This is a genomic window from Dyella terrae (assembly GCF_022394535.1).
Taxonomy (GTDB): domain Bacteria; phylum Pseudomonadota; class Gammaproteobacteria; order Xanthomonadales; family Rhodanobacteraceae; genus Dyella.
In genome coordinates this window covers 2,601,354-2,615,262 of record NZ_CP089414.1, presented here as the reverse complement: position 1 = coordinate 2,615,262, position 13,909 = coordinate 2,601,354, and the positions used below count along the sequence as shown (strand labels likewise).

Here is a 13,909-nt window from a genome sequence, read left to right as displayed (position 1 = left end):
CGGGGGCAGGGGATGCTCCGCTATGTGCTGCTCTATGGGCTGCTGTGCTACGGCGTGCCCATGTTCCTGATCATGACCTTTGTGCTTCCCCATCCACGTCTTGCTGCTCCCCAATCGGTGTTCCTGTGGGCCCTGGCGGGCGCGGGATACGGCGTTGCCATGTGGATGGTGCAGGAGCGACGCTTTCGTAAGGTGGCTGGCCGCCCCTGAGCGCGTGCTCATCGCTGACGTCCATGTTCATGCGGTGTTTTGGCTTTTTGGCGCATGGTGCAACTTCGTGCGGACCGTCATGAACGGGCTGCCGTCTTCGTGTGTCCTTGTTTCGCGATTGGACGTCCAAATCGACGATTGAACGTATGGGCGCCGCTCTGGCGCCTGCCGTGCATACTCCCTCAGCGCATGCATAAGCCGCCCCCTGACGGTCTGTGCTTGTGCACCGCTAACGAGAGGAGAAACCGCATGGCAAGTACCAGCTCTCGCATCGGTCGTAGCGTCGCCGGTCTTTTCGTGGTCGCGCTTTGCGGCTGCACCGGCTACGTCAAGAAAAGCGATTTCGATGCCACCATCGCCGAGTTGCGTAGCAACGATCAAAAGCAACAGCAGGAGATCGATGCGATCACGCAGGAGATGCACCAGAAGTTCGCGCAGTACGACACGCAGATCACGGCCATGCAGGGCCGCATCAGCGTCGACACCATCGCGCACTTCGACACCAATCAGACCTCGCTGCGCGACGAGGACAAGCAACGACTGGACGATTTCGCCAAGGTGATGCGTGAGCACCACACCAGCGCGGTGATTACGGCGGAAGGCTTTGCTGATCCTTCCGGCTCAGCGGGATACAACCAACAGCTGGCGCTCAAGCGTGCACAGGCGGTGCGCGATTACTTGGTGCAGACCGGTGGTCTCAATGCTGACCAGGTGCGCGCCGTGAGTTACGGCAAGGTCAAGAATCGCCAGGTGGTGAAGGGCGCAAGCGGTGACCAGGGGATGCCCAATCGTCGGGTGTCGCTGGTGACTGACTTCGCTGGGAGCACCTGAGCACGATCGTTCAACGCATCCATGTCGAAGGCCGCCCGAGGGCGGCCTTCGTGTCATGCGCGTCCCGAATTCTTGATGTCCGTGGCAGGCGGTTGCCACCAGGTCACATCGGTCAGCCGTGCCTGCTTGAGTTCGCGTCGCGCCTCGAGGTGCCGGATAGCCGCGTGGAGTGTGAGGCCGGCCGCAACAATGACCATCCAACCGGTCGGTGGCCACCACACGCCGGCTGCGCGCAGCAGTAGCAGGCTCATGAGCACAATCATGCTCAGGCTCAGCGCGGCGAGTACGCGCGTGCGGCGCATGCCCGGCAGTCCGTAAATGGCCAGCGGCAGCGCGAGCGCGAATGAGCCAAGCAGCAGCTGCGCAGTGAGGTTGAGCGGCGTGATCAGGCGTCCATCGCTTAGCGACTCCAGAATGTTTGCCTGATATTCCACGCCGGGCATGGGGTTGTTGGGGCGTGACGCCGAGGTGGCGAGCTGGTCGCCGAGTCCTGCCGCGGTGGCGCCGATCAGCACCCAGCGTCCCTTGAGCAGGGCATCGGGTACGCGCCCCTGCAGTACGTCGACATAGGAGACTTGGTTGAACGCACCCGCGCTGTTGGCGAAGCGGACCAGTACGTAATCGTCGCGAATCCACTCATAGGGCGAGTTCGCCGTACCTTTGGGTTGGTGCAGTCCAGGCAGAGGATGCAGCGGCGAAGGCCGGCCGATGTCGTACAGCGCAAGCGCGAGGGCCGACCACTGCGGTTGACCGAGACCTGCCTTGAGATAGACGCCACGGGTGACGCCGTCAGGGTCTTTGGAGGCATCGACGTGGCCGAAGGCGGCGGCGTTTCGTGCGATCTCCGGTACAGGTAACACTTCTTCCAGCACGCCGCCGAGTTCGGCTGCTTCGGCGAACACCGGCATCACTACGTGGCCGTTGTCGTGGATGGCTTGGGCGTAGGTGTGGTCATTGTCGGGGTGATTGACGTCGGCTTCCGCCATCGTCACATCCATGCCCACGCCGCGCACGCCAGCGGCGGTGAGCCGCCGGATGAGTTGCGCGTGCACGGAGCGCGGCAACGGCCAGTTGCCCAGCGCGGCCAGGCTTTTCGGATCGATGGCGACGATAACGACCTGGTCGCTGGTGGCGTAAGACCAATGACGCATGTGCGCGTCATACAGCGCGTTGTCCAGCGGTTGCATGGCGCTGCTGGCGATCAGCAGGACAGCCACGGCGAAACCCGCCACCCACGCGAGCGCGCGCTTGAGCAGAGGCAACGCGGCGATGATCACGGGCGCCAGAACCTCCGCGACGGATGCATCAGAGCACGAGCCACAGCAATACCACGCCACCGCCGGCGGCTACCCAGCGGCATGCGGTGCAGGGTACACGGGTGCGTTGGATGGCACCCCACGGGCCTGCGTAGCCGTCGGTGTCGACAGTCTGCACGCGCGCGTACCACTTGCCGTGGGGCAGCTTGCGCAGGCTCAGTTCGGGCACATCTAGCGTCTGGTCCACTTGTACATCGGAGAAGTCGGGCTTGCGCGCGAGTTGGATGTGGTAGTGCTGCCCCGCTGCGCCGCCCGGCCAGCTCAGCACGAAGTCGCCATGCTCGTGCTTGGGTTCACCCGGGGCAGGCGCGGGTGGCTCGGGCACGAGATCGAACGGCATCGCGCTGGTATAGGGGCCGAGCTTGCCGTCCTTGTCGCGGCTGGCGATGCGCCACACGTAGTGGCCGTAGGGCAGCGCTTGCGGCGCGCGGACGTGATCGCCGCGCACGTTGTTGTTGTCTCCGAGCAACTGGCTGAAGCTGTCATCGGCGGAAAGCTGCCATGCGTAGCTTTCGGCCTCGATGCTTTCCGTCCAGCGGAATTCGGGACGCGTGGCGCGTACCTTCGCACCCGGTTGCGGGTCGATGATGAGCGGGGGCTGGGGATGCGCGGCAATGGTGAAGATGCAGGTGGCGTCCAGCCCTTCCATTCGCGCACTGTCGATGCCGCGTACGCGGAAGGCGTGCGCACCATCAGGCAGGCTGGGCAATGTGGCGTGTGTGCCATCGACGACGGTATCGAGCACCAGTGCTTCAAAACGATCGGTAAGGGCTACCTGCACGCGATAACGCTCCGCACGGTCCAGCGGCTTCCACTGGATCTGAGCCGGGGACTGGCCGATGGGTTGCGCCGGGCAATCCACCGAGGGCGCGGCGAGCAAGGGTTGAGGTTCGCCGGGCTTGCCGGCCGCTTCGGTCGAGACGCCGCGGCCACCGTCCACCATCACGTGGCGAGCGTTGTTGCCTACGTCCACATGGCCGGAAACGACTTCGGTGCGAGCGTCGCCGCTGTCCTCGTCGGCGGCCACGCGGAAGTGGGTGCCGCGCACGCTGGAAATGGTGTTGGGCGTGGAGACGGTGAAGCATGCCGCGCTGCCGCTGAGCGGGGTCACGTCGCTGTTGAGGCGGCCGCGCTTGAGGCGCATGCGCGTGTCGACCATGCCGGTGCGGCCATAGGCGCTCAGGCGGTCCAGCACGAGCGCGCTATCGGCCTGCAGCAGCACGCGCGAGCTATCAGCCAACTGCAGCGTGAGGCTGGTGTCGGCTGCGGTGTCCAGCTCGGTGCCGTAACCCACCGACATACCCGCTGTTACCGGGATCGCCGGCGCGTTGCCGGGGGGGCTTCGCGGTAGCGCTGCCGAGTACGGCCACCACGGTGGCCGGTGCCGGGCCCTGACGTAGCCAGCCGACGGGAAAGTGCATGGTGGAGCCGGGCGGCAGGTGCAGCGGGTCGCCGACCTGGTTGTAGTCCTGCAGTTTCTGCCAGGGTACGTCCGGCTTGAGGTAGCGGGCGGCGAGATCCCACAGGTTGTCGCCCGGCCGTACGCGGTAATTCCAGTCGGCGGGTGCGGGTGCGGCTAAGGCGTGAGGTACGTAGGCAGTGACAGCGAACAGCACAGTCATACATAGCCAGCGCCAAGGCTGGCCAGGCCCGAAGGTCCGGTGTGACATAAAGCGTCGATACTCCTTTAGCACCCCTGCGCCACGGTCACTCCTGCGCGCGCGGCCAGCCGGAATCCATTTTCCCGTGGCGACGCAGTGACTTGCGGCCCGACTATTGTCGCGGACAGGTCACCAAATTGCCAACTTCGTCACGAAATGGCCCCGGGGCGATCCGGGTTTGCCAGCCGCTGGGCCAGCCGCTCGACGAATCCGGCGGTGCCGGACAGGGCGTCCGCCGCTGCGGGGCCGTGCAGTGCCTCGTGGAGGCGCTCACCTTCGTGGATCAGCGCTTCGTCGCCCACTAAGGGCAGGATGCCCATCAGGCGGTGCAGGGATTGGCGGGCGGCTGGTAGATCCTCGCGGGCGGCATGCTGCCGGAGGTCGTCCAGGTCGCGTCGGGTTTCCTGGGCGAGCAAGGCCTGCAGCTCTTCCGGTGGCGGAGGCTCGGCGGTGGGCGTGGCTAGCTCGCCTAGCCACTCGCCGAGCTTGCGCCCGAGCGTGGCCAACTGCAGCGGCTTGCTGAGCACGTCGTCCATGCCCGCCTCTTTCGCCCGTGCCGTTTCGCTACTCATGGCATTGGCCGTCATGGCAAGGATGGGCAGGCGTTGAGTACTACCCGCTGCCGCCTCGCGCTCGCGCCACGCGCGGGCAAGCTCGTAGCCGCTCATGTGGGGCATGTTGCAGTCGGTCAGCAGCAGGGCATAGTCGCCGTCGGCCAGCATCTCAAGCGCGTCATGGCCGTTGTCCACGACCTCGCTGGCCAGGCCCAGCAAGGCCAGCTGGCGGGCGATCAAGCGTTGGCTGACCGCGTGGTCTTCGACCACCAGCACGCGACCGCGCAGGGCAGGTGTACTGCGGGTGGCCAGTGGGTCGCGCCAGTGATCAGGTGCTTCCAGTTCCAGCGCGCGCAAGCTCGTGGCGATCACCGATCGCCAGGTCAGCGGCTGGGCGTTGAGCCATATGGCCTCTCGATCCGGCGCGGGTGACTCGTTGGATACGACCACCACATGGGCGTGGATCTGGCCGGCGCTGTCGCGGTCGTCGGCATCGATAAAGAGCAGGCTCGCCGCCATGCCTTCGCGCAGGGGCGTGGCGGGCTCGCAGCGTTCGACGCTCAGGCCGGCGGCGCGCAGGTGTTGCTCCAATGACGTGGCGAGGGTGGGCGACGCCAGGCGCACGATGGCGTGCCGGCCGTGCAGGCTGGCGGGTGCATCGGTGGTGCGGCCGGCGACAGGCAGGCGCAACTGTACGGTGACGGTGGTGCCCGCACCTTCTTCGCTGCGCAGTTCAATGCTGCCGTCCATCAGCTGTACTAGCTGTTGGCAGATGGCGAGCCCCAGACCGGTGCCGCCGTAGCGTCGGCTGGTCCAGGCTTCCGCCTGTGCGAACGGTTTAAACAGGGTGTCCTGCTTGTCGTGGGCAATGCCGATGCCGGTATCCGTCACGCTCAGCGAGAGGTGCTGTTGCGTGCCGTTGTCGCCCAGCACGGTGAGCATGGCGCCGACGCTGCCGCGATCGGTGAACTTGATGGCGTTGTTGAGCAGATTGATGACGATCTGCCGCAACCGCTGACTGTCGCCGCGCAACTGGCCGGCCGCCGTGGCATCCACGAAAAGACGAAGATCGAGCCCCTTGGCGCGAGCCGCCACGGCCATCGTACCGACGGCGCCGTCCAGCCATTGGCGGGTGTCGAATGGTGTGGCGTCGAGCCTAAGGTCGCCGGCTTCGAGCTTGGAGAAATCCAGGATGTCGTTGAGGATCTGTAACAGCGAGCCGGCGGAATCCTCCACGGCGCGCAACAGTTCGCGCTGCTCGCCGTTGACCGGTGTGCGGCCAAGCAGCTCCAGCATGCCGATCACGCCGTTCATCGGCGTGCGGATCTCGTGGCTCATGGCGGCGAGGAAATCCGCCTTGGCCTTGGAGGCGCGTTCGGCTACATCGCGCGCAATGCGCAGTGCTTCGTTGCGCAGGTTCTGCTCGGTGGTATCGATGAAATAGCCCATCACGCCCAGGTCGCCGTCGCTCATCGGACGCGTGGCGAAGGTGGCGTGAATCCAGCGCAGGCCGCTTTGTCCGAAGGCACGGAAATCCAGCGTGCGTTGGTCGGCCTGATGCGTTGCGGGCGACAGCAGCGGCAGCAGGGCAGGCCAATCGTCTGGATGGATGCGTTCTCGCAAGGCGTCGATGCGCAGCACGCCGTCGCTGTCGCGCAGCTCGGCCGCGTCGATGCTGAACAGCGCGCGGGCATCGCCGGTGACGAAGGAAACATGCGCGACGTCTTGCCGGTCGATACGCATGGCCATCACCACCACCGGCATGCGCCGCGCCATATCGCCGAGGCGTTGCTCGGTCTGGCGTGCGGCTTGCTCGGCATCGCGGAACTCGGTGACGTCCAGCAAGGTGCTGGCATAGCCGTGCGCCTGTTCCTGTTCGTCGCGCAAGGCGCGTATCCAGAGGTGCGCAGCGTGCGTTTCGCCATTGGCCATGGGGACGTTGATGTCCTGCCGCAGCGTGGCGCCCTGCAATACCTTGTCCTTTTGTTCGGCGAACGACGCGTCGCGGATCAGGGCCGCGGCATCGTCGTCGCGTTCGGGCAGTGCGCGTCCCAGCCGGTTGCCCGCCACGGTCTGGCCGTCGAGTCCATGCAGCAGCACGGGAAACGGCAGCGCATCGAGTGTGGCCTGTTGAAGTTCCCGCTCCGATTGGAGGCGTTGCGCCAGCTGCCGGTTGCGGCGCACTTGCGCCTGCAGCAGCCACGTCAGCACGAAGGCCAGCACGGCAGTTGCCACCAGCAAGAGGGTAATGACCAGGGCGACCGGAGAAAGCGCGGTGGCTTCGTTGCCGAACCAGGGCAGGGCAAGCATGCCCAGAGCCCGAACGTGAAAGCAGCCCGGTGCGATGGTGGTGGCAGGCCCTGATTCCGGGCAGGAACGAACGACGGTAAGCATCGTGCAGGCCCGGTCGGCGGAAAGGTCCATGCGGCTGGATGGTTGGGGGTTCATGCTACCTTTGAAGCGCGGCAGCCACAAACGGACCGCACTATCAAGCCGTATCTGCGGTTGAACGTTGTAAGGCATGTGCTGTTTGCAGTGGCAGGAAAAGCAGGAGTGAAGTGTGCGGGTCATAATCGCCGATGATCATCCGGTCGTCCTGATCGGGTTGAAGACCTCGCTCCGCGACTACGGCAATGGGCTGGACGTGGTTGGCGAGGCGCGCAACGGGCAGCAATTGCTGGATCTGCTGATGCAAACGCCCTGTGACCTGCTCATTACCGATTTCTCTATGCCGGCGGACATCGAAGGCTATGACGGCCTGTCCCTGTTGCAGCGCGTGCGCGAAACCTACCCGGCACTGCCCATCCTGGTACTCACCATGCTGCGCAACCCCGCATTGGTGCAGAACATGGTGAGCGTCGGCGTGCGTGGCGTGGTGGACAAAATGGCGATGGCGAAAGAGTTGATGCTCGCCATCGACGTGATCCGTGCGGGGCGAAGCTATCTCAGCGAGCGCATGCGGCGCCAGATCGAAGGCATGTATCCCACGGGCGGCGAGCCGATGGTTTCGAAGCGTGAGATCGAAGTCATCCGCTTCCTGGCGCAGGGGCTGACGGTGTCAGAAATTGCGCGGCGGCTGGAGCGCAGTGTGAAGACCATTAGCCAGCAGAAGCGCGATGCGATGCGCAAGCTCAACCTTGAGAGCGATAAGCAGCTCTATGACTACGCCCGGTCCATTGGACTGCTTTAACTGCTAGGGCGGTATCTGCTGGTTCTGGTCGCCCTCTCGAACGCGCGTAAACACATTTCGTGACCAGGGTAGGAATGTTCTGATTCCGCTGGCCCGCCACACATCGTCCAATGCACTCCACGAACATGTGGCCGCACCGTTGCGTCGGCCGCATAAGGTTTCCCGCATGCCATGGATGACATGTGTCGGTGAGTACGCCGGCGACAAACCGCGCCACCCCTGATCGGTTTGTCGGGATCTATGTACGGGGCCTCCGCCCCACGGCTTGCGTTCCAGACGATGCAGCCGTGGGCGCGGAATGGCGCCGCCTCTGCGTAACACCACGCGGGTTACCTCCAGGGCGCGTCCTCACGCGAGGGCGACCCTGTCCATGTCACGGGAGCATTCGATTTATGGCGGAACACAGTCTGCTGGTGTGGCTGGTCATTGGCGCGCTGGCTGGATGGATTGCGGGCTTGCTGGTGAAGGGCAGCGGTTACGGCGTGTTTATCGACATCCTTATTGGGGTGCTTGGCGCCTGCCTTGGTGGTTGGGTTGCTCACCTCATTGGGTTTAGCGTGGGTGGCGGCTTCGTCATTTCGCTGGTCGTAGCGACGGCGGGTGCGGTGCTGTTGTTGGTCATGCTGCGCGTGCTCAAGCAATGCATGCATTGATGTTCGAGTGCGGTCATCGATGGTGAAAGAACGGCTGTCCCTGGCTCTTTGTCGCCGCCACAGCGTGTTCGTGCCGCGCGAACCGGGTGAAGTGTTCGCGCTGGTTGATGACGTGTCGTCGATGCATCGATGGCTGGATCGCTGCATTCGCGTGCAGAAATACCGCGAGGGTGAGAATGCCGTCGGCGATCCACTGCGTTGTGTCTACCAGGGCATGACGCGGCATGGTGTGCTGACAGGCGCCATCGTTGCCCGGGTGCCAACGCGTACGTTGTCATGCACCTATGCGGGTCGCTCCATGCGCGTCGCCCTTGATTTCTCCATGTCGCCGCGCGGCGAGGGCACGTATCTCACGCACTCCGTGCAGGTCACTCCCACGGGGTGGCTGGCGAGACTTTCGTCGCCCCTGATCCATCGCATGCTGGAGCGCCACATGGCTGGGACGATGGAGGGGTTGCGGCATTGTTTGCTGGCTACGCCTGAAAATCAGCCGGCACCGTCCCATCGGTAGGACTTTTCTGATTCCGATCAGACTGTTCGTTGTGCACCATCTCCATCAAGCGATCCATGCGTAGCTGCGGCACATGTGCCGGGCTCCCGCTGTCGTCGTCACCTGCAGCGAGGGCGCTCCATCGGAGCGATGCCTCGCATCACGCGGGCCGGAGAAGTGAGATGGTGAAGCGAAATTTCAAGCTGCAAAGTCGCTGGCCTCGAGGCGCGCGCAGGGCGGTCACCCTGATGCGTTCGCGCCGGCGCGCCTTTTCCACCGATACAAAGCTCGGTCATCGACGGCGGCCGATGGACTTCCGTTCGGCGCGTACACAGGGTCTGGGGCAGGGCATGGCGTCATCGCGTTTCGACGCAAGCATGGTAATCGGTCCCCTGAGCACGTCGTTGCAGTCCTTGTATGACACCATCCCTGTGGCGCTTGGTGTGATCGATCGCGATGGCTACTACGCGAGCGCCAATGGGGCTTACGCGGCTATCCATGGCCTTGTCCCCGCGGACATGGTCGGTCACCGGGTAAACGATTACCTCCCGGGTGCGGACGAGCAACTGCAGCAAGACTTTGCGGACTTCGACGCCGGTTTCGATCTGAAGGAACGTGAGATGGCCTGTCACGGCCGCCACTTCCTTGTAGCGTTGCAGGCAGTGCGTGACACCGACGGCAGCGTGCTGGGCATCACGTCGGCGTTGATCGACATCACGAACCGCAAGCGCATGGAGGTTGCCTCCGAAGAGGCGCGCCGCCTGTGGCAGTTCCATGCCAGCCACGATCACCTCACCGGCCTTGCCAACCGCCGCCGTCTCGACGATGCCCTTGCCGCGGAAGCACGTCGCTGTTTGCGCAGTGGCGCTGCGCTGTCGGTGCTGATGATGGACGTCGATTACTTCAAGTCTTACAACGACCACGTCGGACATCAGAAAGGTGATGAATGCCTGCGTGCCATTGCGGCGCTCTTGCGCAAAAGCATCCGTCGCCACGGTGATCTGGTGGGCCGCTATGGAGGCGAGGAGTTCATTGCGATTCTGCCGGATACCGATACGGCGGGAGCGCAGGTGGTGGCCAGTCATATCCTGCAGGACATCCGTGCGCTGGCGATCTGGCATCCAGGCAGCCCATGCGACTGTGTGACGATAAGCATCGGCGTGGCGAGCTTGGACGATCTTCCGCCGTCCAAGCTGGGCCCGCGCGAAGCCTTGCTGAATTGCGCGGATCGCGCGCTGTATGCGGCAAAGGCGGCGGGGCGTAACACACTGTGCGTATACCCACCCCGTCAATGAAGGGCTAGGGCCGCCGCGAGGACGGCCCAGGCAATGTCACTTGCCGTTAGCCTTGTACGTAAGGTCAGCGTTGTAGCTGTCGATGCGGACGGTTTCGTACAGCAACGCTTCGTTGAGCGATTTACGCATGGCCTGTGCGCTGTCCTTGCCATAGACCTTTTCCACCATGGTCCACAACGGTACATCCGGTTCTTTGCCGAGATCCGCCCAGCTCGCGGAGCGGATGATCATGATGAACTCGGGGCTGTTGCCGTCAGCATCGCGCAGCGCGCTGATGGCGTAGTAGTAATTCCAGTGAGACTTCTCTGCTGCCGCCGTGACTTTCTGCATCACGTCCATGAAGGCTTCCTGCGGTTCGTGCCCGGACTTGAGCTTGAAGTAGTTCACTTCGGCGAACGGCTGTTCGGTTGCCGCGCCCTGCGGCAAGTGGCTAAGTGCGCCGATTTTCTGCGTGAACGCGCTGGTTTCGCTTTTAAGGTGGGGATTCACCGCAGTCCGTAGTGTCTGGTCGCAAGCCTTGGACGCCGTTCGCATGGCATCGAAGGCCGACCACGGCAGCGAGGCCGTGGTGTAGGTGTAGCTGTAGGTATCGCCGGTTTCGTGCGTCCACGCGGTCCAGTCATATTTGAAACCATGTTGGCCGAGACACTGGTTGTATGCCTTGATGCCGGCCTCGTAGGCCTCCTGCTCCGCTGGTGCGACGACATCGGTGTATTCGCGCGAAGCAAGCGTGGCATCGTTGTCTGCCGCACGTGCGCCAACTGCAGCCAGTGTCAGCACAAGCAGGGTCGTGACTGCCTTCATGGGGGCTCTCCTTTGAATGTCGTGCAGCGTTGAGGCCCGGACGGGCCCGGGTCAGGCCAGACTTGTCTGCGAGGACTTAGGTACAGCGCACGGAGGCAGGTAGCGAGGGCCTTGCCTGTGTGGTTCCAGGCGGCGCTTTCGCGGATGGACGACGTGCGGATGGCGGGACGTTGCGACGAAAGACATCAGCGACTCCGGTAAGGGACAAAGCGGATGCGAGGCAGCGTACGTACAGGCGCGGCTATCGTGCCGAATCGGTCGCGGGAGCAACCGTGCGGCCACGCGCATTTTTGGGGCTCGCGCGTCCCGCCGGGAATAGCCCAAACAGTCTAGCGTCGGGTTCGCGGATGCCGGCCCTAAAAGCACAAAGGCCGCCCGAGGGCGGCCTTTGCATTGACGAAGGTGACTGGTGATCAGCGCTTCATCGAATTGAAGAACTCGTCGTTGGACTTGGTGTTCTTCATCTTGTCGAGCATGAACTCCATCGCGGCCAGCTCGTCCATCGGATGCAGCAGCTTGCGCAGGATCCAGATCTTGGAGAGCAGGTCCGGCTCGATCAACAGATCCTCGCGGCGGGTGCCGGAGCGGTTGATGTCGATGGCCGGGTACACGCGCTTCTCGGAGATGCGGCGGCTCAGGTGCACTTCCATGTTGCCGGTGCCCTTGAACTCTTCGTAGATCACCTCGTCCATCTTGCTGCCGGTGTCGGTCAGCGCGGTGGCGATGATGGTCAAACTGCCGCCTTCTTCCACGTTACGGGCCGCACCGAAGAAGCGCTTGGGGCGCTGCAGGGCGTTGGCATCCACACCACCGGTGAGCACCTTGCCGGAGCTCGGCACCACGGTGTTGTAAGCGCGAGCGAGGCGCGTGATGGAGTCGAGCAGGATCACCACATCCTTCTTGTGCTCGACCAGGCGCTTGGCGCGCTCGATCACCATTTCGGCGACCTGCACGTGGCGCACGGCCGGCTCGTCGAAGGTCGAGGAGATCACTTCCGCACGCACGGTACGGGCGATTTCCGTCACTTCTTCCGGACGCTCGTCGATCAACAGCATGATCAAGTGGACGTCGGGATGGTTGTACTGGATGGCCTGCGCGATGTTCTGCAGCATCATCGTCTTACCGGACTTCGGCTGGGAGACGATAAGACCGCGCTGGCCGCGGCCGATCGGCGCCACCAGATCCAGGATGCGGCCGGTGATGTCCTCGGTCGAACCGTTGCCACGCTCGAGCTTGAACGCCTTGCGCGGGAACAGCGGCGTCAGGTTCTCGAACAGCATCTTGTTCTTGGACGCCTCCGGCGGATCGCCGTTGATGTCGTCGACCTTGAGCATCGCGAAGTAACGCTCGCCTTCCTTCGGATGGCGCACGCGTCCGGTGATGTAGTCGCCGGTACGCAGGTTGAAGCGGCGGATCTGGCTGGGCGAGACGTAGATATCGTCCGGGCCGGCCAGGTAGGACTCGTCCGCCGAGCGCAGGAAGCCGAAGCCGTCCTGCAGGATTTCCAACACGCCCTCGGCCCAGATGCCGCCGCCCGAACGGGCGTGGGCCTTGAGGATGTTGAAGACCACGTCTTGCTTGCGGGCACGCGCCACGCCTTCCTGCACGCCGAGCGATTCGGCGAATTCGAGCAGCTGGAACGCGTTCTTGCGCTTGAGCTCGGTCAGGTTGATCAGGCGGTCGTTGCTGCCGGCATCGGCGTACTCGTCATCCACCGGCAGGCCGTTGTTGTTGCGCGGGTGCTGCGGGCTGTTGCCGCCACCACCCTGGCCACGTTGCTGCGGGTTGTTGCGCTCATGGCGACGACGACGGCCGCGACCATCTCGGTCGTTGCGGTTGAAATTCGGGTTGTTGCCGCCGTTCTGCTGAGCACCGCCTTGCTGCTGGCCACCCTCGCGGGCTTCCTGCGGCTGGCGCTGACCACCATCGCCCTGCGGTGCTGCCGATTCGGCAGCGGGGGCGGGCGCGGGCGCCGGGGCCGGAGCGGAAACTTCGTAGGCCGGCGGCGCGGCGCGCTCGATAGGCGGCAGCGGCGGCATGTCGAGCTGAGACTGCTTGCTGGCCTTTTCCGCGGCGGCAGCAGCCGATGCGGCGGACTTGCGTGGCGCTCGCGTGCGGGGTTCAGTCACAGGCTTGGCGTCGGCGCTCTTGGCGTCGTTGGATTCTTTGCTTTCGATATCAGACACGGGCAAACCTCTGCGGGGCGCCGTTGAAAAAAGGAGGGAAGGTTGCGTTGCGCGGACGGCGCGGGGGACAGGACAGTCCCGACGGACGCATGAAATCTAGCACCGGGTCCGCGGCGACGTAAAGCGCCGCGGCCGGAAAAATTCAGAAAACTTTTTCTGAAACGATCTGAAAAGGCCTCAGATGGCCTTGTCGATCATCTGAGTCAGGGCACCCTTGCTGACCGCACCGATCTGAGTGGCTTCGACCTTGCCGTTCTTGAAGACCATCAGGGTTGGGATCCCGCGCACGCCGTAGTTGCGGGGCGTCTTCTGGTTGTGGTCGATATTGATCTTGGCGATACGCAGCTTGCCCTCGTACTGCTGGGCCAGCTCATCCAGGATGGGGGCGATAGCCTTGCAGGGGCCGCACCACTCTGCCCAGAAGTCCAACAGAACGGGCGTATCGGAATTGAGCACTTCCTGTTCGAAGGCGTCGTCGCTCACATGGGTAATCAGGTCGCTCACCGGGGTCTCCGAAGGTAGGCGGATAGGAGTTTTCACGACCGCGCGCCCAGCATCGGCTACACTGGGGCGCCCATGAAGCGCGGGGTCGTGCCAAAAGGAAGTCTGGTGCCATTGCGGCAGGCCTCCATTGCATCGTAACTCGGGGCGCGATTCAAGCGATTCAAGGGCGACTGTAGGTGCATTCGGCATGATGAATGCACTTGTCTCTACAGGCG

At 63.9% G+C, this 13,909-nt stretch carries 13 protein-coding genes; 6 read left to right on the top strand and 7 right to left on the bottom strand.

All coding sequences use genetic code 11. The annotated features are described in order from the left end of the window. Positions 1–12: 12 nt before the first annotated feature. Together DYST_RS11290 and DYST_RS11285 are read left to right on the top strand one after the other, a co-directional pair. Positions 13–210: a hypothetical protein gene (locus DYST_RS11290; RefSeq protein WP_102302150.1), complete on the top strand. Its 198-nt coding sequence runs from the start codon at positions 13–15 to the stop codon at positions 208–210. A 249-nt stretch (positions 211–459) separates the two neighbouring features. Next, complete coding sequence (locus DYST_RS11285; protein ID WP_102301906.1) at positions 460–1,041, top strand: OmpA family protein; 582 nt, start codon at positions 460–462, stop codon at positions 1,039–1,041. Between the two features lie 53 nt (positions 1,042–1,094). On the opposite strand, the gene DYST_RS11280 is transcribed toward DYST_RS11285, so the two are convergent. The 4 genes from DYST_RS11280 to DYST_RS11265 form a co-directional block, all read right to left on the bottom strand. Then, the gene (locus DYST_RS11280; RefSeq protein WP_239951929.1) at positions 1,095–2,318 is read right to left on the bottom strand and encodes a CHASE2 domain-containing protein; all 1,224 of its coding nucleotides are present in this window, start codon (positions 2,316–2,318) and stop codon (positions 1,095–1,097) included. A gap of 28 nt (positions 2,319–2,346) precedes the next feature. Next, positions 2,347–3,657: a FecR family protein gene (locus DYST_RS11275; protein ID WP_239951928.1), complete on the bottom strand. Its 1,311-nt coding sequence runs from the start codon at positions 3,655–3,657 to the stop codon at positions 2,347–2,349. After that, the gene (locus DYST_RS11270; RefSeq protein ID WP_239951927.1) at positions 3,590–3,979 is read right to left on the bottom strand and encodes a LysM peptidoglycan-binding domain-containing protein; all 390 of its coding nucleotides are present in this window, start codon (positions 3,977–3,979) and stop codon (positions 3,590–3,592) included. Before DYST_RS11270 ends, DYST_RS11275 begins: the two co-directional genes overlap by 68 nt. 188 nt (positions 3,980–4,167) lie before the next feature. After that, positions 4,168–6,882: a hybrid sensor histidine kinase/response regulator gene (locus tag DYST_RS11265; RefSeq protein WP_239951926.1), complete on the bottom strand. Its 2,715-nt coding sequence runs from the start codon at positions 6,880–6,882 to the stop codon at positions 4,168–4,170. A gap of 250 nt (positions 6,883–7,132) precedes the next feature. On the opposite strand from DYST_RS11265, the gene DYST_RS11260 reads away from it, so the two are divergent. From DYST_RS11260 to DYST_RS11245, 4 genes are all read left to right on the top strand, one after another. Continuing rightward, positions 7,133–7,762: a response regulator transcription factor gene (locus DYST_RS11260; protein ID WP_239951924.1), complete on the top strand. Its 630-nt coding sequence runs from the start codon at positions 7,133–7,135 to the stop codon at positions 7,760–7,762. Between the two features lie 392 nt (positions 7,763–8,154). Continuing rightward, complete coding sequence (locus DYST_RS11255) at positions 8,155–8,415, top strand: GlsB/YeaQ/YmgE family stress response membrane protein (RefSeq protein WP_102301910.1); 261 nt, start codon at positions 8,155–8,157, stop codon at positions 8,413–8,415. Positions 8,416–8,434: 19 nt separating this feature from the next. Then, complete coding sequence (locus DYST_RS11250; protein ID WP_239951922.1) at positions 8,435–8,926, top strand: SRPBCC family protein; 492 nt, start codon at positions 8,435–8,437, stop codon at positions 8,924–8,926. Positions 8,927–9,255: 329 nt separating this feature from the next. Next, positions 9,256–10,200 carry a GGDEF domain-containing protein gene (locus DYST_RS11245; protein WP_239951920.1) on the top strand — a complete coding sequence of 315 codons (945 nt, stop codon included), beginning with the start codon at positions 9,256–9,258 and terminating at the stop codon, positions 10,198–10,200. 36 nt (positions 10,201–10,236) lie between these two features. Here the strand turns inward: DYST_RS11245 and DYST_RS11240 are convergent, their stop codons facing one another. From DYST_RS11240 to trxA, 3 genes are all read right to left on the bottom strand, one after another. Continuing rightward, complete coding sequence (locus tag DYST_RS11240; protein ID WP_239951918.1) at positions 10,237–11,004, bottom strand: hypothetical protein; 768 nt, start codon at positions 11,002–11,004, stop codon at positions 10,237–10,239. A 413-nt stretch (positions 11,005–11,417) separates the two neighbouring features. After that, positions 11,418–13,190, bottom strand: a complete 1,773-nt coding sequence (gene rho / locus DYST_RS11235; protein ID WP_239951916.1) for a transcription termination factor Rho — start codon at positions 13,188–13,190, stop codon at positions 11,418–11,420. A 177-nt stretch (positions 13,191–13,367) separates the two neighbouring features. After that, positions 13,368–13,694, bottom strand: a complete 327-nt coding sequence (gene trxA, locus DYST_RS11230) for a thioredoxin TrxA (protein ID WP_102301915.1) — start codon at positions 13,692–13,694, stop codon at positions 13,368–13,370. Between the last annotated feature and the right edge of the window lie 215 nt (positions 13,695–13,909).